The sequence below is a fragment of the Streptomyces sp. NPDC049687 genome, from assembly GCF_044465285.1.
Taxonomy (GTDB): domain Bacteria; phylum Actinomycetota; class Actinomycetes; order Streptomycetales; family Streptomycetaceae; genus Streptomyces.
This window is the reverse complement of the sequence record NZ_JBITLN010000009.1, coordinates 67,518-90,496: the sequence shown is the minus strand read 5'-3', so window position 1 is coordinate 90,496 and position 22,979 is coordinate 67,518. Positions and strand designations below refer to the sequence as shown.

Sequence of the window (22,979 nt, the reverse complement as noted above, 5' to 3'; positions counted from 1 at the left end):
AAATGAGAGGCACCGGGACGCCGCCCGCCCGTAGCGTGCGCTCACATGACCGTCATCGTGCGCGATCTCCGTCCCGACGCGGCCCCCGACATCGAGGGATTCGTCCGGGTCCGCCACCTCGCTCTGCCGTTCGTGTACTTCAGCCCGCAGTCGGTGCTCCACGACTTCGCCCACGCCCACCCCGATGCCCACGCCTGCAAGCTGGTCGCCGAGGAGGACGGCGAGATCGTCGGCACGGCCCAGGTGGGCCTCGCCCATGAGAGCCCGGAGCCCGGCCAGGGCTACCTCAACGTGTACGTGGACCCGGCGCGTACCCGCCGGGGCGCCGGCACGCTGCTGGTGCGCACCGCCGAGGAGTATCTGGCGGCACTCGGGGCGACCAGGCTGTTCGCCTGGGTCCTGGACGAGCCCGGCAACCGGGTGTTCGCCGAGCGGCACGGCTACCGGGCGAGCCGCTCCGCGCACTTCCTGCGTCTGGACCTGGCGGGCACCTCGCTGCCGCCGTTGCAGGACCCGCCGCGGGGTGTCGAACTGCGCACGGCCGCCGACTTCGCGGACGACCCGCGCCCGCTGTTCGACCTGGACGCGGCCGTGGTGGCCGACGAGCCGGGCGACATCGACACCGAGTTCACGGACTACGAGGCCTGGGTCGCGGAGACCTGGGACCACCCCCATCTCGACCGGGAGCTGACCTCGGTCGCCGTGGCCGACGGCCGCCCCGTCGCCTTCAGCGTGGCCCACACCGACGGCGTCGGCCGCTACGGCACCGCCATGACCGGAACCATCCGCGCCCACCGCGGCCGGGGCCTGGCCAAGCTCGTGAAGAACGTCTCCCTGCACCGCGCCCGCGCCGCGGGATACACGGAGGCGTACACCGGCAACGACTCGGACAACGGGCCGATGCTCGCGATCAACAAGTGGTTCGGCTACGAGATCCGCGCGACGGAGGTGCGGTATGTCCGCGCAATCGGCTGACCCGGCAGGACCGCTGGACGTCGTCCTGGTCAAGGGCGGGCGTACGAAAATCCGTTACGCGGCCGAGCTGCTGTCGGACGACGGCACGCGCATCGCCGTACGCGCCCCCTGGGCGGGGGAGGGCGTGCGCGACTTCGGCTTCGTACGGTTCGAGCGGGGTGACGTCTTCACCGAGTACTACTGGCGCGACCGGTGGTACGCGGTGAAGGAGGTCCGGGCCGCGACGGGTGCCCTGAAGGGCTGGTACTGCGATGTCACCCGCCCGGCGACCCTCTCCGGTACCGAGCTGGTCGTCGAGGACCTCGACCTGGACCTGTGGCGCTCCGCCGACGGTAGGGACGTACGACGGCTGGACGAGGACGAGTTCGCGGAGAGCGGCCTGGCGCGGACCGACCCCGAGGCGGCCGCGGCGGCCGTGGCCGCCCTCGACGAGCTGGAGGCGCTGGCACGGGAGGGCGACTTCGCGGCCCTGGTGGGCCAGGGCGTGTGGTGAGAGTCCCGCCCGACCGGCGGCCTGGCCAGGCACGCTCGCCGCGTTGTCGGGCCCGCCGTCCGGGCGGACGACGCCACTTTCACCACAAGCCCGAGTGCCGCGTCAGCCGAGGTTCGCCCGGTCGGGCCGGATGTCCTCGGCCTCATGGGGCTGGAGGGTCGCCACCACCGCGTACCGCTCGTCCTGGACCGCGCCGCCCCACAGTCGGGGGTCGTCCGAGAGCCGCTCCAGGCGGGTGTGCGCGGTGAGCGGGGCGAGGAGGGCGGTGAGGTGGTCCGCGGGTATGCCGACCGGGGTGACCGTCCCCCAGACGCCCTCCACCAGCACCAACCGCCCTCCCGGGCGCAACAGGTCCCGCCAGTGCCGCAGGACGCGGGCGGGGTCGGGCAGCGCCCACAGCACATGCCGTACGAGCACGGTGTCGAAGCGCTGCTCGCCGACCGGGGGCGCCGCCGCGTCACCGACGAGGAACACGGCGTCACGCCCGGCGAGTTTGGCGCGGGCCAGGCCGATCATGGGCACGGAGAGGTCGACGCCGGTGACGCGGTGCCCCTGTTCGGCGGCGAGAAGCGCCAGGCTGCCGGTGCCGCAGCCGAGGTCGAGGAGGTCACCGGCACGCTCGGGCAGCCAGCTCCGCAGTCGCTCCGCCCAGGCCGCCCGCACCTCGGGGTCGCGCAGCCCGTGGTCCGGCTCATCGTCGAAGGCGGCCGCCTCCGCGTCCCAGTCGATACCCACAGACGTCCTTTCGTCATGGTTCTTCCGCATCTGCCCAAGAGTGACACCTGCCACTGACACTCGAATCGTGACACCCGCCACTGACAGAACAGGGGGCGATGAGGAACTCTCCCGAAAAGGGTCTACCTCCGTGAGAACGCGGAACCCGGTGTCCCTGAAGGAGGCAGTCATGCGCCGCACTACCGTGCAGAAGCCCCTGAAGAAGACGGACTCCCGCCGGATCCGCGAAGAGGCGGACGAGCGCCCCGCCGGGCGCCCCGAGGTGCGAAAGGACATCGCGCGCACCTGGTGGCCGGACGGGTGAGACCGCCTGCGGCCCTCGTCAGCGGAGCCGCTTGCGGTAGTGGAGCCGGTCGTACGGACCGTCCACCCGTCGCCCCACCAGCTCGTAACCGTACTTCGGGTAGATCTTCTGGTTCTCCCACATCATCGCGTTCGTGAAGAGCCTGACCTCGGGCAGGCCGAGCGCACGCGCGTGTGCGTCCACGAAGGACAGCAGCCGCCGCCCGACGCCCCTGCCGTGGGCGTCGGGATGGACGGCGATGCTGTCGAGGAACAGGTGGTCGGGGAACTCCTCGACCACCACCAGACCGGTGACGGGGTCCCCGGTCACGAACACCTTCCCCGCGGCCACGTTCGCCGCGTGGTCCGCCGTCATGGGCAGCGGTACGACGCCGATGCGCTCGATGTAGTGCGCGTACGCCGCGTCGGTGACCGCCTTCACGGCCGCCACGTCGGCCGCGGTGGCGGGCCGGATCTCCTCGCTCGTCATACCGGACACGTTAACTACCTGATCTCTGTCTGAGCGCTCCCTTAAGGCAGCCCTAAAGATCGCTCCAGACCTCCCCCAGCAGGCGTTTTAGCGGTTTCTTGGTTCCGGCACACCGGAATCCGAGGACTCCGGGGCCTGACCGGCGGCTCAGGTCGGACAGGCCCCGGCGGAACGGCCCGCGGGTCAGCTCAGCGCGGAGGCGCAGGTGGTGGCGGTGGCGTGGGCCGGGTCGAGCGCATTGGCCACCTCGTGGAAGGCGATGCGGTCGAACAGGCCGATCGCGACGTGCTCGGACAGGTCGAGCGGGCACAGGTCCTGCAGCAGGACGTTGTTGACGCCGGATCCGCTGAGGTACTGGCTGCGCCAGGGGGTGGCCACCTCGTCGTACCTGGTGGCGATGACCGTGTAGCGGACGCCGGGGACGGTGTCGCCGCCGGCGTTGAGTCGGGTGAGGAAGGCGGAGCCGGCGATCTGGTCGGCGAGGCCGGGGGTGGCGGCCGAGAGCAGGTCCTCGGCGCCGGGGAAGTACGGCAGCAGGTTGGTGAGGCCACCGAGCGTGGTGCCGTGGTTGTCGGGGGCGATGCCGACCAGCGCGTTCACCTTGGCGGCTCCGCCGAGGAACTTGAGGTAGTAACGGGGCATCATGCCGCCCTGCGAGTGTCCGACGAGGTCGGCCTCGGCGGCGCCGGTCGCGGAGAGCACCTTGTCGACGAAGGCGGAGAGCTGCCCGGCCGACTCGTCGATGGGGCCGAGGCCGTGGAAGAGCGGGACGCCCGGGAGTCGGCCGTAGTCGAGGGAGTAGACGCAGTAGCCCCGGTCCTTGAGGTAGGGGGCGAGGGACAGCCAGTTGTCGATCGAGTTCCCGAAGGTGCCGTGGACCAGGACGACGGGGTGGGGGTGGGCGGCGGAGGGCTTGCAGCTGTAGTCGTTCCAGCCGCGGCTGGGTGCGGAGGAGGCCTGGGCGGCGGAGGCGGGGACGGTGGCGGCCGCGGCCGCCAGCAGCAGTGCGGCGAGTGGTCTGAGCACGCGCTTCCAGGGCAGCATCGTGTGATCTCCTTGCGGCTCAAGGGAGGTGCGATGGCCTTACGCCCTGTGATCCGGATCACTAGGATGCTGTTCACTCATCAAGTTACGGACGAGTAGATGAAGTGTGAAGTTACGCGTCAGTAAAAACTTCCAGTGATAGTCAGTGACGGCCGGGGCCGCTGACATTCCCTCACCAGGCGGGCCTGACGGGACCATAGGGGGCAATGCGTCCCAATTGCTCCCCCAGCACGCGCACTTCACCCTCCCCGAGCACATCGCCCCACGTCCGCACCACCTCGACGGCCGCCTCCTCCGCCGCCCGAGTGCACTCCCAGCCCCGCGCGGTGAGCACGACCAGCCGCGCCCGCGCGTCCCGCGGATGCGCCCGCCGCTCGACATACCCCTTCCGCACGAGCTCGTCGACGAGCTGACTCGCCGCCTGCTTGGTGACCCCGAGATGGACGGCGAGATCGGTGACCGTCGCGCCGTCCGGGGCGAGCCGGGCGAAGGCGAAGCCGTGCGCGGGCCTCACTCCCTCGAACCCCCGGGCGACGACGCCCTCGTGAATGCGCTGCGTGAGCTCACCGGCGACGGCGAGCAGGGCGGCGGACTCGAGATCCACGGCGCCCGCTTCGTCTCGTACGCCAGCCCTCTCACCGGCAGCAAGGAGCTGTGCGCCGGGCGCGGTGAGATTCCCGCCGGGACGAAGGCGCCCGCGCACACCGTCAGCCGGGAGGAGATCTTCCACCTGCTCGTCGGCGAACTGCTCGTCACAGTCGACCAAAAGGCCGAGCGGATCACCGCCGGCGACACGCTGATCATCAACCCGGGCTCCACCCTGGCCGTCGAGAACCCGACCGGTCACACCGCGATGTCCTGGGTCACCACGTCCGTCGGCCTGGAGGCCGAGATGGCCGACGGGACGCGGATCACCCCGCCCTGGGCCAACTGAGGTCACGCCGCCAGCGCCCCCGGGATCACCGCCCCCGGTCCGAACTTCGCCCGCACCCGGTCGGTGACCTCCTCGATGCGGCGGAGCTTGTCGTCGGTGGGGTCGAAGGTGAGCTGGTAGGAGGCCTCCTCGGCGGGGCCGAGGGCCTCGGCGCGCAGCACGATCGCGCGGACCCGGGCGCGCTGCAGCCCGAGCGCCTCGTACAGTCCGTACGCCGCCCTCGTCAGGGCCGCCGAGTGCGCGGTCGGTTCCTTGAGGGTGCGGCTGCGGGTGGTGGAGGAGCGGTCGGCGTAGCGCACGGTGAGGGTCAGGGTGCGGCAGACCTTCTCCAGGGCGCGCAGCCGGGCGCCCAGTTCCCCGGCGGCCGACAGCAGGGCCCGGCGGTGCCGGTCGGGGTCCAACTCGTCGCGCTGGAATGGGCGTTCGGCGGCGAGGGAGCGGGAGACGGCGTTCGGTACGACCCGTCCGCGGTCGATCCCGTTCGCCTTCTCGTGCAGCTCGCGGCCCACCCTCGCGCCGATCAGGCGCTGGAGCGTCGACAGGGGTGCCGCGGCGACCCGGCCGAGGGTGTCGAGGCCGTACTCGCACAGGGTGCGGGCGGTGGCCGTCCCGACCCCGGGCAGCGCGGCGACCGGCTTCTCAGCCAGGAACTCCCGCACCCCGTCCTCGGGAACCTCGCAGGTCAGCCCCGGCCGGGCGGCTCGTAGCGCCACCCGGGCCAGCATCGGGCCGGGACCGGCGCCGATCACACAGTCGACGCCGTACAGCGCGAGGGCGCGGACGCGGATCACCGACGCCAGTTCCACCGCGCTGCGGCCGAAGTACCGTTCGGCGCCCCGCAGATCGGCCAGCGCCCCGTCCGGCGGCAGCGCCTCGACCACCGGAGTGAACTCCTCCAGCAGCCCGAGCAGCCCCGGCAGGGCCGCTTCGGCTTCGTACATCGGAGGCAGCTGGAAACGTACGCAGAGGATGGTCATCCCGCACTCCCCGGGCTCTGGTGCCACAACTTCCGTACCGTCGAAGGCCCTTGCGAGGCCTCCTGTCCCGCGGGCCGCAGATCGGCCCACGGATGGAGTTCGTATCCGGTGGACAGATGGATTCGCCTGCCCCCCGTGGAATCACCGCCCCCTTTCGCATCGCCGCCCTCTCTCGCATCCGGGTCACCGGCCCCTTCCGGCACCGGGCCGGGCACGGCCGCCGGCTCCGCAAGCCGTGCCGCCACCTCGTCCAGCCCGCCCTCCGCCCGCAGTTCGACGAGTTCGGCGAGGTTCCAGGCGGCGGCGCCCACCACGCTGAGGCTGCGCGGGCCGCGCCGCTGCACCACCCCGCGCACCAGCAGCAGCCAGGAGTGGAAGACGGTGTGGGCGCAGGCGTCGTGGGAGTCGTCGAAGAAGGCGAGGTCGACCAGACCGGTGCCGTCGTCCAGGGTGGTGAAGATGACCCGTTTGCCGGACCGGATCGGCGGGGTCTGGGTGGCCGCCTTGGCGCCCGCGACCAGCACGGTCTCCCCGTGCCGGGCCTCCCGCAGCCGCCGCGCCGACACCACGCCCAGCTCGTCGAGGAACGCCCGGTGGTCGTCCATCAGGTTGCGCGAGGCATCCATGGACAGCACGCCCAGCTCGGCGCTGAGCCGCTCGGCGGAGGACAGGTCCGGCAGACCGGCCGGGGCGGTCTTCCGTCCACCGGCCAGCGGGAGTTGGCCGCCGCCCGCACCCCGCGCTCCCCGGTGCAGCTCGGTCAAGTGCAGTTGCAGATCTCGCCGGTTGGCACCGAAGGAATCCAACGCGCCCACCTGTGCGAGCCGTTGGGCGAGGGGGCGGCTCGGGCGGGCCCGCTCCCAGAAGTCCAGCAGCGAGGCGTACGGCTGCCCGTCCGCGACCCGCTTCGCCTCGGCCTCGCTGATGCCGTACACGTCGGAGAGGGCCAGCCGGAGCCCCCAACGCCCGCCAGGGCCAGGGGATTCAGACACCAGTTCGATACGGTGTGCGACTCCCGACCGGTTCACGTCCAACGGCAGGATCGGCACCCCGCGCCGCCGCGCGTCCGCCAACAGCAGGCGCTTCGGATACATCCCGGGGTCGTGGGTGAGCAGCCCGGCGTAGAAAGCGGCCGGGTGATGCGCCTTCAGCCATGCCGACTGGTAGGTCGGGACGGCGAAGGCGACCGCGTGCGCCTTGCAGAAGCCGTACGAACCGAAGGCCTCGATGATCTCCCACGTCCGCCGAATCGTTTCTGCGTCATACCCGTTGGCCGCCGCGTGCTGCGCGAACCACACCTTGATCCGCCCCTGCGACTCCGGGTCGGACAGCCCGCGCCGCACCCGGTCCGCCTCACCGCGCCCACAGCCGGTCATGATCGCGACGATGTCGATGATCTGCTCGTGGAAGACGACGACGCCGTACGTCCCCTTCAGCGGCTCCTCCAGATCGGGGTGCGGGTAGCGGACGGGCGCCCGCCCGTGCCGCGCCTCGATGAACGGCCGCACCATGTCGGCGGCGACCGGCCCGGGCCGGAAGAGCGAGATGTCGACGACCAGGTCGTGGAAGGTGGCCGGCTGCAACCGCCCCACGAGGTCCCGCTGGCCCGGCGACTCGATCTGGAAGCAGCCCAGCGTCTCGGTGGACCGGATGAGTCGATACGTCGCCGGGTCGCCGCCCTCGACCGCGTCCAGGTCGACCCGCTCCCCCGTCGCCCGCTCCACCTCCGCCACCGCGTGCGCCATCGCCGACTGCATCCGCACGCCCAGCACGTCCAGCTTGAGCAGCCCGAGGTCCTCGACGTCGTCCTTGTCGAACTGCGCCATGGGGAATCCCTCGCCGCTGGTCGGCATGACCGGCGTGCGGGAGAGCAGGGAGGCGTCGGAGAGGAGCACCCCGCACGGGTGCATGGCGACCCCGCGCGGGAGGGCGTCGAGCGCCTCGACCAGCTCCCACAGCCTTCCGTACTTCTCCCGCTCCCCTGCCAGCTGTCTGAGCTCGGGCAGCTCGTCCAGCGCCGCCCGTGCGTCCCGCGCCCGGATGTGCGGGAAGGACTTGGCGACGCGGTCGATGTCGGCGGGGTCCATGGACAGGGCCGCGCCGACGTCCCGGACGGCATGGCGGATCCGGTACGTCTCCGGCATCGCGACCGTCGCGACCCGCTCGGCGCCGAAGCGGCCGATGATCGCGCGGTAGACCTCCAGGCGGCGCGCGGACTCCACGTCGATGTCGATGTCGGGCAGCACGACCCGTTCCTTCGACAGGAACCGCTCCATCAGCAGCCCGTGTTCGATCGGGTCGGCGTGCGCGATGCCGAGGAGGTGGTTGACGAGGGAGCCGGCACCGGAGCCGCGCGCGGCCACCCGGATACCCATGTGCCGTACGTCGTCGACGACTTGAGCGACCGTCAGGAAGTAGGAGGCGAAACCGTGGTGGGCGATGATGTCGAGTTCGTGGTGCATCCGCTCCCAGTAGGCGCGCCGGTCGGCGTACCCGTGCAGCACCATCCCGGCCGCCGCCCGCGAGGCCAGCGCCCGCTGGGCGGTGCGGCGGCCCGCGCCGACGAGGTGCGGTTCGGGGAAGTGGACGGTGCCCATGCCGAGGTCGTCCTCGGGGTCGACCAGGCACTCGGCGGCCGTGGCCCGGGTCTGCTCCAGCAGCCGGGGGGCGGTGTCCCGCCGGAAGCCCGCGGCCTCCACGATCCGCTCCGCCACCGCGAGCATGGCGTCGGCGTCCTTCAGCCAGGCCTCGCCCGAGTCGAGCTCCTTGGTCGGGTCGATGGGGACGAGCCGGCGGGCGGCGTCCAGGACGTCGGCGACCGGGCCCTGGCCGGGGTCGGCGTAGCGGACGGCGTTGCTGAGCACCGGGCGGACCCGCTGTTCGGCAGCGAAGCCGACGGTGCGGGCGGCGAGGCGCAGGGAGCCGGGTCCGGTGCCGGTGCGGCCGTGCCAGACGGCCTCCAGGCGCAGGGCGTCGCCGTAGGTCTCGCGCCAGGGGACGAGGAGCTTCGCGGCCCGGTCCGGGCGGCCCGCGGCGAGGGCACGGCCGACGTCGGAACCGGGGCCGAGCAGGACGGTCAGGCCGTCGCCGTGGTTGCCGGTCCAGGACAGCAGGGGCGTGCCCTCGCCCTCGTGCGCGGCCGTCACGAGCCGGCACAGATCGGCCCAGCCCCGGGCGCCGTCGCGGGCGAGGAAGGTGACGCGGGGGGTCGACTCGTCGATGAAGGCGCCGCCGCGTACGGGGGTGCGGCGCCGTTCCCGTCGTACGTCGGTCTCCTCGCGTACCGGTGCGGCGACCGCCAGGTCCACGCCGAACAGCGGACGCACGCCCTCCTTCGCGCAGGCCTTGGCGAAGCGCACCGTGCCGGCGAGGGTGTCACGGTCGGTGAGGGCGAGGGCGTCCATGCCCCGCTCGGAGGCGCGCTCGGCCAGTCGCTCCGGGTGCGAGGCCCCGTACCGCAGGGAGAACCCGGAGACGGTGTGCAGATGCGTGAAGCCTGGCACACGCACCTCCCGCGATCCCGCTCTCGAACATCAGTTCCCTACTCTCCCACCTCCACCATAGACCAAATCCCGAACATGTGTACGACAACCATGCGGGCGCCTCTCACCTGGGGAAACGTCCGGAATGTGACGGAGCACGACAGCTTGCGAGCGGAGCACGCCGACTTGCGAGCCCTCCGGTAGTGACGCCGCGGCTGTGTCTGAGCAGTTGGCCGGCGGACCCAAACCGATTTCTCGGTACGGCCAAGGTCGGATGCGCCTGCGAGCCGAGCGGGGTGGCGGTCGGCTCGCAGGCGCCGGTGGGATTGCGGACAGAGGCTCGCCATCACCCGCGTGTTACGAAGCGGTCGCCGTTGCCGGGGCCTTGGTGAGGTGCCGGGCGAGGAAGCTGTTCCAGGCGTGGCGGAAGCTCTCCGCGAGCTGGGACTGCGGAGCGAACAGGTCGAAGGCGTGGTAGGCGCCGGGGTAGAGGTGCAGCTCGACGGGGACGCCGTGGGCGCGCAGGCGCGCGGCGTAGTCGAGATCCTCGTCGCGGAAGACGTCGAGTTCACCGACGCCGATGAAGGCCGGGGGCAGGCCGGCGAGGTCGGTCGCCCGGGAAGCGGCGCTGTAGGGCGTGACGTCCTCGGTGCCGGCGCGGTCGCCGAGGATCGCCTGCCAGGCCAGGAGGTTGGTCGCGCGGTCCCAGATGCCGATGTCGGCGATCTCCCGGCTCGAGTCGGTCGTGTTGCGGTCGTCGAGCATCGGGTACTGCAGCATCTGGAACAGGGGGGTCGTTGCGCCGCGGTCGCGGATCAGCAGGGCGGTGGCGGCGGCGATGCCTCCGCCACCGCTCTGGCCGGCCAGGCCGATGCGGGTGGGGTCGAGACCGAGGTCGGTGGCGTTGTCGCTGATCCACCGGTAGGCGGTGTATCCGTCCTCGGCGGCGCCGGGCGCGGGGGTTTCCGGGGCCAGGCGGTAGTCGACGGCGGCGACGGCGCAGCCGAGTGCCGCGGACAGCGGCTTGAGCCAGGGTGCGTCCTGGGCGGCGAAGCCGAGCACCTGCCCGCCGCCGTGGAACCACACGATGACCGGCAGTGGTCCGGGGGCGTTCTGCGGACGCAGCAGGAGGACCGGGACGTCGGGGGCGTCGGCGCGCGGCACGTGGATCTCGTCGGCGGTGACGGTGGGCTCGTCGGGGATGGTGGCGGCGATGGTTTCGGCGAGCGCGCGGACGGCCTCGCGTGTGGCGGGGATGTCGGTCACGTCGAAGACGCCGTTCGGTCCGATCGGCATGACCTGGAGTGCTGCGGCGAGTTCGCTGTCGATCGCGGGACGGGAGCGGGGCATGGTTCTTCTCTTCCTGGGGTGGAGTCTGCGGCAGGGCACGGGAGGGTCCTCAGGCCGTCGGTGCGGCCAGGTCTTCGCCGGACCTTGGGTCTTCGGGCGGGCCCGGCCGGCTGGGTGACCGGCCGAGCAGGGCCTGGAGGTGGCGCGGGGATGAGGCGGGATGGGGGCTGGAGCGGGCTCAGCCTGTGGCGGTCGCCGGGACGTCGAAGTAGTGGCCCTGACCGAGGTCGTCGAGGAGGCCGGGCTGGACGGGCTTCCAGCCGAGGAGGTCCTGGGTCAGCGTGCTCGAGGACGGGTTGTCGGCCGTGACGTGGCCGCCGAGGAAGCCGAAGTGGGCGTCGGCCTCGGCCGGCGGGATGCTGGCCACGGGCAGGTTCAGCCCCTGGCCGATGGCCTCGGCGATCTCGCGGAAGGCGATTCCCTGGTCGTCGGCGGCGTGCAGCCGGGAGCCCGCCGGGGCGGATTCCAGCGCCAGCCGGTACAGGCGTGCCGCGTCGAGGGTGTGGACGGCGGGCCAGCGGTTGGCCCCGTCGCCGACGTAGGCGGCGACGCCCTTGGACCGGGCGAGGGAGATCAGGGTCGGGATGAAGCCGTTGTGGTCGAGCGGGCTGTGGACGGTCGGGGCGAGCCGGACGACGGACGAGCGGATGCCGCGTTGTGCGAGTGCGACCACCGCGTTCTCGGCGTCGATCCGCGGCCCTGCGTCGAGCACATCGGCTTCGGTGGCGACGTGGTCCAGCCCCGCGAAGGCGAGCAGCATGGTTCCCGACGTGGTCACCAGAGGCTTGCCCGTGCCGGCGAGCGCGTCCCCGAGCGTGCCGATGGCGCGCAGGTCGGCTGCGACCGCGTTGTCGAAGTCGCCGGCGAACATGGCGTCGTGCTTGAAGGCCAGGTGGATGACGCCGTCGGCCGCGGCGGCGGCCGCGGCGAGGCTGCTGGGATCGTCGAGGTCGCCTCGGTGCACCTCGGCTCCGGCAGCCGTCAGGGCGGCGGCGGACTTGTCCGAGCGGGCCAGGCCGACGACCTGGTGTCCCGCTCCGAGAAGTTCGGGAACGACGGCGGAGCCGACGTGTCCGGAGGCTCCGGTGACGAATACGCGCATGGTGTGCGCCTTCCTGCTGCGGACTCTCCGCCGAGGCGGCGGCGGACCGTGATGTCAGTTCGTGACATCACGGTAGCACCGATGTCAGACCCTGTCATCACTTTGATGTCAGAACCTGTCATCACGGGGGTAGGATCGGAGCATGAGCCGATGGAAACCCGACGCACGAGGCCGCCTGGAGAAGGCGGCGCTGGAGCTCTACAACCACCAGGGCTTCGACGCCACCACCGTCGCGGAGATCGCCACCCGCGCCGGGGTCACCGAAAGGACCTTCTACCGGCACTTCGCCGACAAACGGGAAGTCCTCTTCCCGGCCGACAATCCGATCGCCGACGTCCTCGCGGACGCCTCGGCCGCCGCCCCCGTTCCGCTCCCGCCGCTGGAGGTGATCACCCACGCCCTGACCGAAGCCGCTCCCGTTTTCGAGGAACGCGGAGACCTGGCTCGGCAACGCCAGGCCGTCATCGCCGCCAACCCCGAACTCCAGGAACGCGAGCTGGCCAAACTCGCCGCATTCACCTCCACTCTCGCCCACGTGCTGCGCGAACGCGGTCTGGAGACCACCACCGCGGCGCTCGCCGCGGAAATCGGGATCGCCGCGTTCAAGGTCGCCTACGAACGCTGGGTCAACGACGCCGACCGACACTCCCTCGCCCAGCACATCCGCGAAACCCTGGACACCGCCAGGCACCTCATCGCACCCGCCGAACCCGCGACCGGCGACATGAGCTTCACAGGCCAGGAGGGTGCGGCGTAAATGCGGTGGGCACCCTGAGCAGGGGGCCCGCGGGCTGCCGCAGCCGGGTCCACCGCCGGCGGCGGTGCTCGACGCGCCGGCCACGGCCCGAGACCGGGGCCGGCGGGTGGTGTCCATTTGTACCGGCGCGTTCGCGCCGGCCGCGGCCGGACGGCTCTACGGGCTGCACGCCACCACACACCGGCAATACACAGACGAACCCGGACGCCGAACGCCGCCGTGCACGTGGACCGGGACGTGCTCTACGTGAACGAGGACGACCACATACCCGCACCCATCGCGGTCGCCGGGGACACGTCGCGGGCCCGGCGAGGAGAGCCGAGGCCGGCATACGATCCGGCCCGGACGACGTTGACCCAGCGGCGGCAGGCAAAGGTCGACGAGCTCAGCACGATTCCCGCGCACGAGGCGCAGATGCTCGGACTGAACGGCCTGGGCCTGCGCACGCTGCAGGGCCTGACCGCCCTGGAAGGCGAAAGCGCGGTCATGGCCTGCGCGGACGGCCGGTGGCCCCGTCGACGCGACGGGCATCCGAGCAACCGTGCTCCGTCACACGGAACACAGCACGAGGTCCCGCCCTCGGGCCGGGGGCGGGACCTCCGGGAGCGGTCGCGTCAGCCGATCTGCGTCCCCGTCGCCGACAGCGCCTCCGTCACCGGCTGGAAGAACGTCTCGCCGCCGGAGGCGCAGTCGCCGCTGCCGCCCGAGGTCAGGCCGACCGCGCTGCCACCCGAGAAGAGGGGGCCGCCGCTGTCGCCGGGCTCGGCGCAGACGTCGGTCTGGATGAGGCCGTCGACGACGTCGCCGTTGCCGTAGTTGACGGTGGCGTCCAGACCGGTGACCGTGCCGGAGTGGACCTGGGTGGTGGAGCCGCTGCGGGTGACCTTCATGCCGACGGTGGCCTCGGCGGCGCCGGTGATCCGCTGGGCGGAGCCGTTGTAGAGGTCGACCTCGCTGGGGTGGTCGACGCCGGCGGTGTACTTGACCAGGCCGTAGTCGTCGCCCGGGAAGCTGGAGCTCTCGTTGGTGCCGATCCGGGTGCCGGAGGAGTCCGCCCAGGTGGAGATGGCGTCGGTGCAGTGCCCCGCGGTCAGGAAGTACGGCTCGCCGCCCTTGACCACGTTGAAGCCGAGCGAGCAGCGCCCGCCGCTCCCGGTGATCGCGTCGCCGCCGGCGATGAAGGGCTTGAACTCCCCCTTGGCGCGCTGGAGTTCGGCCACCTGGCCGAGCCCGTCGACGACCTCGGTGAGTCTGGTCCACTCGGCGTCGGAGACGGTGCGGTCGGCGGTGACGACGACCTTGTTGGTGCGCGGGTCGGTCACCCAGGAGGTGCCGGGGACGGCCGCGTCCGCCTTGAGCCTCGTCCGGGCGCCGGACAGTTCGGCGAGGGAGTTCTCGACGACTCTCGCCTTGGCGCCGGCCGCCTCGACGGTCCTGGCGGCGGCCGCGTCGAGCACGTTCACGACGAGACTCTCGCTCTTGGCGTCGTAGTACGTGCCCGCCGCGTCGGTGCCGAGGCCCGCGCCGAGCCTCGAGGCGAGCTTTCCGGCCGCGAGGGCCGAGAGGGTGGCGGGCCGGGGGGTCTTCGCAGGCTCACTGGCGTTCGCGGTCTGGAAGGTGACTCCCGCCGCGACGAGGGCGGCGACGCCCGCACCCGCTGTGATCATCCGCCGCCTGGGTATGCGTCGGTGCTGCAACTCACTTCCTCCTGTGGGGGGTCGGCCCGGACGGTAGTGGGGACCGCGGGAGGGGCCGGAAGGACGGTTGACGGGCGCTCACTCTTCCCAACCGCACAGGGAGCACACAAGGTCGACTTCGGGACGCGCACAGGGTGAGCACCGCGCGCCCTCCGCTCCTTCACCACCCCATTGGCCGGCGGTCTCTTGTCACCCAGGCACGAACCCGGTTCCCAGGAGACTCATCTCGCGCACACAGAAGGGCGATCCCCCCGGTCCTCCCCCTGGCCACTGCCATATTCGAAGCCACTTTCGGAGGTGGCTGTGACGCGAGAGGCGACAACATCCCGGGTGAGGGAGACGGCGACGGGCGTGCCCGACGGCACCGCCGAACGCCTCGCCGGTCTGGAGAGCCGACGGGTCCGGGCGGTGACATCGGGCGGGCCCGGGCGACGCGGGGAGTACGGCGCCCGCGAGCGGATCGACCTGCTGCTGGACGCGGGCTCGTTCACCGAGACCGGCCTGTTCGTCCGGGGCCGGCCCACCGCGGACGGCGCTCGTGGGCCCTACGGCGACGGGGTCGTCACCGGCTACGGCACGGTCGACGGACGCCCGGTCTGTGTGTTCGCCCAGGACTCCACCGTCTTCGGCGGCAGCATGGGTGAGGCGTTCGGCGAGAAGACGATCGCCCTGATGGACCTCGCCCTGAAGACCGGCTGTCCGGTCGTCGGGCTCAACGACGGCGGGGGCGCCCGCATCCAGGAGGGCGTCGCCTCGCTCGCCCTCTACGCCGAGCTGGTGCGACGCAACGTCAAGGCGTCCGGCGTCATCCCGCAGATCTCGGTCGTCCTGGGACCGTGCGCCGGCGGGGCCGCGTACTCGCCGGCCATCACCGACTTCACCGTGATGGTGGACGGCGCCTCGCACATGTTCGTCACCGGACCCGACGTCATCGAGGCGGTCACCGGTGAACGCACCAGCGCCGAGTGCCTGGGCGGCGCCCGCGCCAGCAACACCGTCAACGGCAACGCCCACTTCCTCGCCGCCGACGAGGTGGACGCCCTGAACACCGTACGCGACCTGCTGTCGTACCTGCCCGCCAACAACCTGGAGCGGCCCCCGCGGTACGCGCCGGCGCCGGCGCCCGCCGGTGCGCGGCTGGACGAGGTCGTGCCGGACCGGCTCGAAGAGGCCTACGACATGCGCGACATCCTGCGGGCGGTCGTCGACAACGGCGAACTGCTCGAGGTCCACGAGCTGTTCGCGCCGAACATCGTCTGCGCGCTGGCCCTCGTCGAGGGCGCTCCCGTCGGTGTCGTCGCCAACCAGCCGCTGCACTGCGCCGGGGTCCTCGACATCGACGCCTCCGAGAAGGCCGCCCGCTTCGTACGGTTCTGCGACGCGTTCGGCATCCCCCTGCTGACCTTCGCCGACGTTCCCGGCTATCTCTCCGGCGTCCGTCAGGAGCAGGCCGGGATCATCCGGCGCGGCGCCAAACTGCTGTACGCCTACGCCGAGGCGACCGTCCCGAAGGTCACCGTGGTGGTGCGCAAGGCGTACGGCGGCGGGTACGCGGTGATGGGCTCCAAGCACCTGGGCGCCGACATCAACCTCGCCTGGCCCACGGCCCGGATCGCGGTCATGGGCGCCGAGGGCGCCGTCGGCGTCCTGCACCGGCGTGAACTCGCCGCCGCCGCCGACCCGGACGCGGTGCGCGCCCGCCTCGTCGCCGCGTACGAGAGCACCCACGGCAACCCCTATCCCGCCGCCGAGCGCGGATACGTCGACGCCGTCATCGCCCCGCGCGACACCCGCGCCCAGGTCTGCCGTGCCCTGCGGGCGCTGCGCGGCAAACGCGCCCCGATGCCGGAGCGCCGGCACGGCAACATCCCCCTCTGATCCCGCCCCGCCTACGCGACGTGAGGAGCCATCCCCGATGGACACCCCCCGCCCCCCGCTCGCGCCCGTGTACCGGACCCTGCCGGAATACGTGCGGCACTGGGCCGAGGCGACCCCCGGCCGCCGGGCGTTCACCTTCGTCGACCACCCCGCTCCGCACGCGCGGGGGGTCCACCGCGTCCTGACCTGGCGCCGCCTGGACCTGCGGGTACGGGCCCTGGCCGCCCGGCTCGCCGAGGAGGCCGAACCGGGAGCGCGAGTCGCGCTGCTGTGTCCGCAGGGCACGGAGTACGTCACCGCGTTCCTCGCGACGCTCACCGCCGGTCTGGTCGCCGTACCGCTGTACCCGCCCGGTCTGCCGGGGCACGGCGACCGGCTCTCGGCCGTGCTGGCCGACGCCCGTCCGACGGCCGTGGTGACGACGAGCGGCGCCCTCGAGGAGGTACGGGAGTTCTGCGCGGGCGCCGGGGTGACGGTCGTCGCCGCCGACCAGGTGCCGGACACCGCGGCCGGGGACCGGCGGCCGGTCACACCGGACGACTCGGCGGTCGCCTACCTCCAGTACACCTCCGGTTCGACCCGCACCCCGGCGGGCGTGGAGATCAGCCACGCCAACGTCGTCGCCAACGCCCGTCAGGCGCTGACCGCCTACGGCGCCGACGAGCAGCCGGTGACCTGTGTGGGCTGGCTGCCGCTGTACCACGACATGGGGCTCGTGCTGAGTGTCGCCGCCCCGGTGGTGCGGGGACTGCTGTCGGTGCTCATGGACCCGGTCGCGTTCCTGCACGAGCCCGTGCGCTGGCTGCGCCTGCTCGCCGCCCATCCGCGCGCGGTGAGCGCCGCGCCCAACTTCGCCTACGACTACTGCGCCTCGGCCGTCACCGACGGACAGAAGGCGGGCCTGCGGCTGGACGGTGTCGCCGCGCTGATCAACGGCAGCGAGCCGGTCCGCCCCGGTACGGCCGACGCCTTCCACGCCGCCTTCGCCTCCCGGGGACTGGCACCGGAGACCCACTGCCCGTCGTACGGGCTCGCCGAAGCCACCGTCTTCGTCAGCGCCGCCCGGCCCGGGAAGCCGATGCGCCGGTTCGCGCTCGACCGGGAGGCCCTGGCCACCGGGAAGGCCCTGCCGGCGCGGCCCGACGATCCGACGGCCGTGCTGCTCGCGGGCTGCGGTACTCCGGCCGGCCAGCGGGTCCGTATCGCCGACCCCGTGTCCCGCACCGCCCTGGCCGAGGGCGAGATCGGTGAGATCTGGGTTCGGGGCCCCAACGTCGGGCGCGGTTACTGGAACCAGGACCGGCTGACGAGGAGCGTCTTCGGGGCCGCGTTCGCCGACACGGCGGCCGACGCGCACGGCTCGCACGGCTGGCTGCGCACCGGTGATCTGGGGACGGTCCTGGACGGCCAGTTGGTCGTCACCGGCCGGCTGAAGGACCTCATCGTCGTCGACGGCCGCAACCACTATCCGCAGGACCTGGAGGCCACCGCCCAGGAGGCGCACCCGGCCGTGCGGCGCGACCGGCTCGCCGCCTTCGCCGTGCCCGGCCCCGGGGGCGAGCGTGCGGCCGTCGTGGTGGAGCACGTACGCACCACGAGTCTCACCGGGATCGACGTACCGGCCCTGGTGCGCGCGGTGCGGGCGGCCGTGTCCGCCCGGCACGGACTGCGGCTCGCCGACGTCGTCCTCGTGCCGCCGGGCACCGTGCCCCGTACCTCCAGCGGCAAGGTGTCGCGGGCGCTGACCCGCGAACGGTATCTGGCGGGCGCCTACGCGGCGGGGACCGCGCGGTGAGCGCCGTCGGGGAGGGAGCGCTGCGCCGGCTGATCGCCGAACGGGTGGCGTCCTGGACCGGCGTGTCCGCCTCGGACGTCCTGATGGACCGGCCGCTGGCGGACCTCGGCATGTCCTCGCGCGACGCGGTGGTCCTGGCCGGGGAGCTCTCCCGGGCCACGGGTCGTGAGCTGCCGGTGACGCTGCTGTGGGAGGCGTCCACCGGCGACGCCCTCGTGGCGCGGCTGTGCGGCGGCACCGAGACGCAGGCCGCCGCTCCCCCGGCCGGGCCGGGACTGCCCGGCGAGCCCGTCGCGGTCATCGGGGTCGGCTGCCGGCTGCCGGGGGGCGTGCACGGCCCGGCGGACTACTGGCGGCTGCTGTGCGAGGGCGTCGACGCGATCCGGCGGGTCCCGGAGGAGCGGTGGCGTGACTTCGTCGCCTTCCCGCCTGCCGAGGCGCCCCTGTTCGGCGGGTACCTCGACGACATCGCCGGGTTCGACGCGGACTTCTTCCGGATCACACCGCGCGAGGCCGCGGTGATGGATCCGCAGCAGCGGATTCTGCTGGAGGTCGTCCACGAGACCCTCGACCACGCGGCCGTCCCGGCCGCCTCCCTCGCCGGCACCGCCACCGGCGTCTTCGTCGGTGTCTCCGCCCCGGAGTACGGCTCGCTGACCGGCGCGGACCCCGCCGCCGTCGACCCCTGGGCACCGGCCGGCGGGGCGTTGAGCGTGACCGCGGGACGTCTGGCCTACGTGTTGGACACGCGGGGGCCGAGCATGGCTGTCGACACGGCCTGTTCGTCCTCGCTGGTCGCCGTGCACCAGGCCTGCGTCAGTCTGCGCACGGGGGAGGTCGACACGGCGATCGCCGCCGGGGTCAACGTGCTGCTCTCCCCCGCCGTCGGCGTCGCGTTCCGGCGGGCCGGTGCCCTCGCCCCGGACGGGCGGTGCAAACCGTTCTCCGCGGCGGCCGACGGTATCGGGCGGGGCGAGGGCTGCGCGGCCGTGCTGCTGAAGCGGCTGTCCGACGCCGAGCGGGACGGCGACCGCGTCCTCGCCGTCATCCGTGCCACGGCGGTCAACTCCGACGGCCGTTCCAACGGGCTCCTGGCGCCCAACCCGGCAGCGCAGCGAGCCCTGTTGACCACGGCCTACGCGCGGGCGGGGCTCGACCCGGCGCTCATCGACCACGTCGAGGCGCACGGCACCGGCACCCCGCTCGGCGACCCGATCGAGGCGGGCGCCCTCGGCGCCGTGCTCGGCGCGGGCCGCGAAGCCGACCAGCCGCTGCTCCTCGGCTCCGTCAAGGGCAACCTCGGCCACCTGGAGTCCGCCGCGGGTGTCGCCGGGCTGGTGAAGACGGTGCTCGCGCTGCACCACGACCTCGTTCCGCCGTCCCTGCACTGCGCGGAGGGCAGCGCTCCGGACGACGAACGGCTGCGGGTGGTGACCGAGCCGGAGCCGTGGCCCCGCTACGGCGGTACGGCCACCGCCGGGGTCTCCGGGTTCGGCTTCGGCGGCACCAACGCCCACGCGGTACTGGAGGAATGGCGGCCGGGCACCCTGCCGCCCGAGGCCCCGGCCGACGAGCCGGCCGCCCGGCTCCATCTCCTCTCCGACCTCGACAGCGCCCGTGTCCGGGACACCGCGGCCCGGCTGGCCGACTGGCTCGGTACGCCCGAGGGGAGTGCGGCCCACCCCGCCGACGTGGCGCGTACGCTCGCCGGGCGGGCCGGGCGCGGTCCCGTGCGGGCCGCCGTCACCGCCCGCGACCGTCACGAACTGGCCGAGGGCCTCGCCTCGTTGGCGCGGGGCCGGCCCCACCCACGGGTCGTCACCGACGACCGCGGGCTCATCGGACGGGGACCGGTGTGGGTCTTCTCCGGGTACGGCAGCCAGTGGGCCGGCATGGGGCGCCGTCTGCTGGCCGAGGAACCCGTCTTCGCCGCGGCCGTGGAGAAGCTCGACGCCCAGCTGGCCCCGGAGTGCGGTCTGTCCCTGTACGACTGTCTGGCCTCCGGTGCGGCCCTCGATCGCGTGGAGGTCGCCCAACCCGTCCTGTTCGGTACGCAGTTGGCGCTCGCCGAGCTGTGGCGCGCCCAGGGTGTCGAGCCCGCCGCCGTCATCGGGCACTCGCTGGGCGAAGTGGCCGCCGCGGTGTGCGCGGGCGCGCTGGACGTGTCGGACGCGGCCCGGGTCGTCGCCGTACGGGCCCGGCTGCTCAGCGGGCTGCGCGGCGGCGCCATGGCTGTCGTCGACCTCGACGACGGCGAACTCGCCGCTCTGGCGGAGGAGTTCCCCGGCGTGCAGGTCGCCGTGCACTCCTCGCCCGGTCAGAAGGTCGTCACCGGTGAGGAGCCGGCGGTCGCCCGGCTGGTGCGAAGGCTGGAGCGGCGGGGGCGGGCCGCCCGCGCCATGCGGGTCGTCGGCGCCGGGCACTCGCCCCAGGTCGATGCGCTGCTGCCGGAGCTGACCGAGGCCCTCGCCGGCGTCCCGGGCGGGCGGCCGCGCGTCCCGGTGTACTCCACCGTGCTGGACGACCCGCGCGCAGACGGGGTGTTCGACGCCGCCCACTGGGCCGCGAACCTGCGGCGGCCCGTGCGCCTGGACCGGGCCGTCGCGGCCGCCGCGGCCGACGGCCACGCCGTCTTCGTCGAGATCTCCCCCCACCCGGTCCTGACCCGGGCCGTCACCGACACCGCGCCCGGCGCCGTGGCCCTGGGCACGCTGCGCCGCGACGCCGACGACGTCGCCGCGTTCCTCACCCAGGTGGGAGCCCTGTACGCGGCAGGCGTACGCCTGCCGCCGCCGCCCGGCCGCGTCATCGACCTGCCCGCCCCGCGCTGGCGGCACGTACGGCACTGGTGGACGGACGGGCGTCCGGCGGCCGCGCCCCCATCGGCCGGGGAGACGGAGACAGCGGAGGACACCTCCCTCTCCGGCCGCCTGCGCCACCACATCGCGGCGGTCACCGGCCACCCGGCGGCCCGCGTCACCCCCACCACCGCCCTGGCCGACCTCGGCCTGGACTCCCTGATGGCCGTCCGCATCCGCACCGCCCTCGAACGCGAGTTCGGGATCGAACTGCCGCTGCGCGGCCTGCTCGGCGCCGGCACCGTCGAGCGGGTGGCCGATCACCTACGGCGGACGCTTGCCGCGAGGAAGCCGGACTCCCCGGTGCGGACCCTGCGCGCCACCGGCACGCTGCCCCCGCTCTTCCTCCTGCACGCCGCCGGCGGCACGACCGACGTCTACCGGACACTCACCGAACGGCTGGGGGACGACCGGCCGGTGTACGGCCTTGAGCGGATCGAGGAGGCCCGTACGGTGACCGAGAAGGCACACCGCTACGCCGAGCAGATCACGGCCGTCCACCCCGACGGGCCGTGTGCGCTGGGTGGTTGGTCCTTCGGCGGCTTCCTCGCCCAGGAGACCGCGCGGCAGCTCACCGCCGCCGGGCGGCACGTGGAACTGGTGGCGCTCATCGACTCCGTACGTCCCCTCCCCCGGCCGGGCGTGACACCGGCCGACCGGATCCGCGCCCACCTCACGGGTTTCGCCCGGCACGTCGCCGACGCCTACGGGGTCCGGCTGGAGTTGCCGTACGACGAACTCGTCGCGGTGGACGACGACGGCGACCGCATCGACACCGTGCTGCGGGCCCTGCGCGAGGCGGCCGATGTGCCGGCCGCCGCCCTGGAGCACCAGCGGTCCTCCTACCTGGACCTCAGGGTCGGCGAGGCCCACGTCCCGGGGCCCTACGACGGTCGGGTGGTCCTGTACCGGGCGACCTGGCCCGCCCCGCACACCGTGCGCGATCCCGCCCATGAACGGGACGACGAGGCGCTGGGGTGGGACGAGGTGTGCCCACGCCTGAGCGTCGTACGGGTCACGGGACACCATCTGTCGCTGCTCGACCCACCGCACGTCGACGAGATCGCCGCCCATCTGCGGCGCGCGCTCGCCGAGCAGAGCCGCTGAACCGGACGACGAGGAGCCGCCATGTCCCACCCCACCGACGGAGTGTCCCGCCGTGCCGTCGCCAGAGCCGCGACGGCCGTCGGTCTTTCCGCGCTGTTCGGCGTCAGGCCCGGCACGGCCCGGGCCGCGACCCGGCTCGGACCACGCACCCTGGACGTGTCCGTGCCCTCCGCGGCCCTGGGCCGCAGCGCGCCGGTACGGCTGATCCTGCCGTCGGACTTCGACACGCAGACGGGGCGGACGTATCCCGTGCTGTACCTGCTGCACGGCGCCCACGACGACTACACCTCCTGGACCCGGGAGACGGACATCGAGGCCTTCACCGAGGGCCGGCAGCTGATCGTGGCGATACCGGACGCGGGCCCCACCGGCATTCCCACCGCCTGGCGCAGTGGTCCCGACTACGAGGCCTTCCAGCTCCAGGAGGTGCCGGCGCTGCTCGCCCGGGACTACCGGGCTTCCGGGGTGCGGGCCGTCGCCGGGGTCTCCACCGGCGGCTACGGCGCGATGGCGCACGCGGCACGTCATCCGGGCATGTTCGCCGCGGCGGCCTCCTACAGCGGCATCCTCGACACCACGGCACCGGGTGTGCCGCCGATCGTGGACGCCATCGTCGCGCGCGAGAACCTGCTGCCCCGCGCCCTCTGGGGCAGCCCGGTGCTGAACCTCCTGACCTGGCGCGACTTCAACCCGCGTGCCCGGGCCGCGGGACTGCGCGGCACCAGCCTGTACGTCTCCGGCGGCAGCGGTGTGGCGGGCGGCAGCGGTGACTGGTTGCCCGAGGCGCTGGAGAGCGCCCTGTGGCCCTCCGCCCACGGCTTCACCGACACGCTCGCGCTGCTCGGCATCCCGGTGACCACCCACTACTACACCGGCGGAGGACACAGCTGGGCGTACTGGAAGCGGGAGTTCAGCGCGTCGTGGCCGATGCTCGCCCGTGCGCTGGGGGTGCCGGAGTGATGTCGGTGCCGTCGGGGCACGGAACGGAGCGCAGGGGACGCCCGTCCAACACAGGACTGTTCC

18 protein-coding genes are annotated in these 22,979 nt (G+C 73.1%); 9 read left to right on the top strand and 9 right to left on the bottom strand.

Annotation, left to right across the window (positions count from 1 at the left end; translation table 11 throughout):
* Positions 1–45: 45 nt before the first annotated feature.
* Positions 46–975: a GNAT family N-acetyltransferase gene (locus ACIBVL_RS26695; RefSeq protein WP_399100580.1), complete on the top strand. Its 930-nt coding sequence runs from the start codon at positions 46–48 to the stop codon at positions 973–975.
* A complete protein-coding gene (locus ACIBVL_RS26690) occupies positions 956–1,468 on the top strand; it encodes a DUF402 domain-containing protein (RefSeq protein ID WP_399100578.1) in 513 nt (170 codons plus the stop codon). Before ACIBVL_RS26695 ends, ACIBVL_RS26690 begins: the two co-directional genes overlap by 20 nt.
* Before the next feature lie 102 nt (positions 1,469–1,570).
* Here the strand turns inward: ACIBVL_RS26690 and ACIBVL_RS26685 are convergent, their stop codons facing one another.
* A complete protein-coding gene (locus ACIBVL_RS26685; RefSeq protein ID WP_399100576.1) occupies positions 1,571–2,233 on the bottom strand; it encodes a class I SAM-dependent methyltransferase in 663 nt (220 codons plus the stop codon).
* 139 nt (positions 2,234–2,372) lie between these two features.
* Here ACIBVL_RS26685 and ACIBVL_RS26680 point away from each other — a divergent pair, with 139 nt between their 5' ends.
* A complete protein-coding gene (locus tag ACIBVL_RS26680; protein ID WP_133913577.1) occupies positions 2,373–2,507 on the top strand; it encodes a hypothetical protein in 135 nt (44 codons plus the stop codon).
* 18 nt (positions 2,508–2,525) lie between these two features.
* Here ACIBVL_RS26680 and ACIBVL_RS26675 read toward each other — a convergent pair whose 3' ends face one another.
* From ACIBVL_RS26675 to ACIBVL_RS26665, 3 genes are all read right to left on the bottom strand, one after another.
* The gene (locus ACIBVL_RS26675; RefSeq protein WP_399100574.1) at positions 2,526–2,975 is read right to left on the bottom strand and encodes a GNAT family N-acetyltransferase; all 450 of its coding nucleotides are present in this window, start codon (positions 2,973–2,975) and stop codon (positions 2,526–2,528) included.
* 183 nt (positions 2,976–3,158) lie between these two features.
* Complete coding sequence (locus tag ACIBVL_RS26670; protein ID WP_399100572.1) at positions 3,159–4,019, bottom strand: esterase/lipase family protein; 861 nt, start codon at positions 4,017–4,019, stop codon at positions 3,159–3,161.
* A 172-nt stretch (positions 4,020–4,191) separates the two neighbouring features.
* On the bottom strand, positions 4,192–4,623 hold the full coding sequence (locus ACIBVL_RS26665; protein ID WP_399100570.1) for a MarR family winged helix-turn-helix transcriptional regulator: 432 nt from the start codon (positions 4,621–4,623) through the stop codon (positions 4,192–4,194).
* Here ACIBVL_RS26665 and ACIBVL_RS26660 point away from each other — a divergent pair.
* Positions 4,573–4,953 (top strand): cupin domain-containing protein, encoded by a 381-nt coding sequence (locus ACIBVL_RS26660; RefSeq protein ID WP_399101227.1) that lies wholly within the window; start codon positions 4,573–4,575, stop codon positions 4,951–4,953. The two genes, ACIBVL_RS26665 and ACIBVL_RS26660, sit on opposite strands and share 51 nt — an antisense overlap.
* A gap of 2 nt (positions 4,954–4,955) precedes the next feature.
* Here the strand turns inward: ACIBVL_RS26660 and ACIBVL_RS26655 are convergent, their stop codons facing one another.
* From ACIBVL_RS26655 to ACIBVL_RS26640, 4 genes are all read right to left on the bottom strand, one after another.
* The gene (locus ACIBVL_RS26655; protein ID WP_399100568.1) at positions 4,956–5,930 is read right to left on the bottom strand and encodes a DNA polymerase thumb domain-containing protein; all 975 of its coding nucleotides are present in this window, start codon (positions 5,928–5,930) and stop codon (positions 4,956–4,958) included.
* Positions 5,927–9,433 carry a DNA polymerase III subunit alpha gene (locus ACIBVL_RS26650; RefSeq protein ID WP_399100566.1) on the bottom strand — a complete coding sequence of 1,169 codons (3,507 nt, stop codon included), beginning with the start codon at positions 9,431–9,433 and terminating at the stop codon, positions 5,927–5,929. Before ACIBVL_RS26650 ends, ACIBVL_RS26655 begins: the two co-directional genes overlap by 4 nt.
* A gap of 336 nt (positions 9,434–9,769) precedes the next feature.
* Positions 9,770–10,762: an alpha/beta hydrolase fold domain-containing protein gene (locus tag ACIBVL_RS26645; protein ID WP_399100564.1), complete on the bottom strand. Its 993-nt coding sequence runs from the start codon at positions 10,760–10,762 to the stop codon at positions 9,770–9,772.
* A 178-nt stretch (positions 10,763–10,940) separates the two neighbouring features.
* The gene (locus tag ACIBVL_RS26640) at positions 10,941–11,864 is read right to left on the bottom strand and encodes an SDR family oxidoreductase (protein WP_399100562.1); all 924 of its coding nucleotides are present in this window, start codon (positions 11,862–11,864) and stop codon (positions 10,941–10,943) included.
* Between the two features lie 142 nt (positions 11,865–12,006).
* Between ACIBVL_RS26640 and ACIBVL_RS26635 the strand changes: the two genes are divergently transcribed.
* Entirely contained in the window at positions 12,007–12,621 is a 615-nt protein-coding gene (locus ACIBVL_RS26635; protein ID WP_399100560.1) for a TetR family transcriptional regulator, read from the top strand.
* 614 nt (positions 12,622–13,235) lie between these two features.
* Here ACIBVL_RS26635 and ACIBVL_RS26630 read toward each other — a convergent pair.
* Complete coding sequence (locus tag ACIBVL_RS26630; RefSeq protein ID WP_399100558.1) at positions 13,236–14,318, bottom strand: S1 family peptidase; 1,083 nt, start codon at positions 14,316–14,318, stop codon at positions 13,236–13,238.
* Between the two features lie 351 nt (positions 14,319–14,669).
* Between ACIBVL_RS26630 and ACIBVL_RS26625 the strand changes: the two genes are divergently transcribed.
* From ACIBVL_RS26625 to ACIBVL_RS26610, 4 genes are read left to right on the top strand one after another with little or no spacing between them, the layout of a single operon-like run.
* A complete protein-coding gene (locus ACIBVL_RS26625) occupies positions 14,670–16,196 on the top strand; it encodes an acyl-CoA carboxylase subunit beta (protein WP_399100557.1) in 1,527 nt (508 codons plus the stop codon).
* Positions 16,197–16,233: 37 nt separating this feature from the next.
* Complete coding sequence (locus ACIBVL_RS26620) at positions 16,234–17,991, top strand: fatty acyl-AMP ligase (protein WP_399100554.1); 1,758 nt, start codon at positions 16,234–16,236, stop codon at positions 17,989–17,991.
* A complete protein-coding gene (locus ACIBVL_RS26615) occupies positions 17,988–21,956 on the top strand; it encodes an acyltransferase domain-containing protein (RefSeq protein ID WP_399100552.1) in 3,969 nt (1,322 codons plus the stop codon). Before ACIBVL_RS26620 ends, ACIBVL_RS26615 begins: the two co-directional genes overlap by 4 nt.
* A 21-nt stretch (positions 21,957–21,977) precedes the next feature.
* Positions 21,978–22,916: an alpha/beta hydrolase gene (locus tag ACIBVL_RS26610; protein ID WP_399100550.1), complete on the top strand. Its 939-nt coding sequence runs from the start codon at positions 21,978–21,980 to the stop codon at positions 22,914–22,916.
* The last annotated feature ends 63 nt before the right edge of the window (positions 22,917–22,979 follow it).

Excerpts from the sequence above, each read along its gene's own strand:
- ACIBVL_RS26670 (WP_399100572.1), bottom strand. The coding sequence starts at position 4,019 with ATGCTGCCCTGGAAGCGCGTGCTCAGACCACTCGCCGCACTGCTGCTG.
- ACIBVL_RS26690 (WP_399100578.1), top strand. The coding sequence starts at position 956 with ATGTCCGCGCAATCGGCTGACCCGGCAGGACCGCTGGACGTCGTCCTG.
- ACIBVL_RS26610 (WP_399100550.1), top strand. The coding sequence starts at position 21,978 with ATGTCCCACCCCACCGACGGAGTGTCCCGCCGTGCCGTCGCCAGAGCC.
- ACIBVL_RS26645 (WP_399100564.1), bottom strand. The coding sequence starts at position 10,762 with ATGCCCCGCTCCCGTCCCGCGATCGACAGCGAACTCGCCGCAGCACTC.
- ACIBVL_RS26685 (WP_399100576.1), bottom strand. The coding sequence starts at position 2,233 with ATGCGGAAGAACCATGACGAAAGGACGTCTGTGGGTATCGACTGGGAC.
- ACIBVL_RS26640 (WP_399100562.1), bottom strand. The coding sequence starts at position 11,864 with ATGCGCGTATTCGTCACCGGAGCCTCCGGACACGTCGGCTCCGCCGTC.
- ACIBVL_RS26655 (WP_399100568.1), bottom strand. The coding sequence starts at position 5,930 with ATGACCATCCTCTGCGTACGTTTCCAGCTGCCTCCGATGTACGAAGCC.
- ACIBVL_RS26620 (WP_399100554.1), top strand. The coding sequence starts at position 16,234 with ATGGACACCCCCCGCCCCCCGCTCGCGCCCGTGTACCGGACCCTGCCG.
- ACIBVL_RS26635 (WP_399100560.1), top strand. The coding sequence starts at position 12,007 with ATGAGCCGATGGAAACCCGACGCACGAGGCCGCCTGGAGAAGGCGGCG.
- ACIBVL_RS26680 (WP_133913577.1), top strand. The coding sequence starts at position 2,373 with ATGCGCCGCACTACCGTGCAGAAGCCCCTGAAGAAGACGGACTCCCGC.
- ACIBVL_RS26675 (WP_399100574.1), bottom strand. The coding sequence starts at position 2,975 with ATGACGAGCGAGGAGATCCGGCCCGCCACCGCGGCCGACGTGGCGGCC.
- ACIBVL_RS26695 (WP_399100580.1), top strand. The coding sequence starts at position 46 with ATGACCGTCATCGTGCGCGATCTCCGTCCCGACGCGGCCCCCGACATC.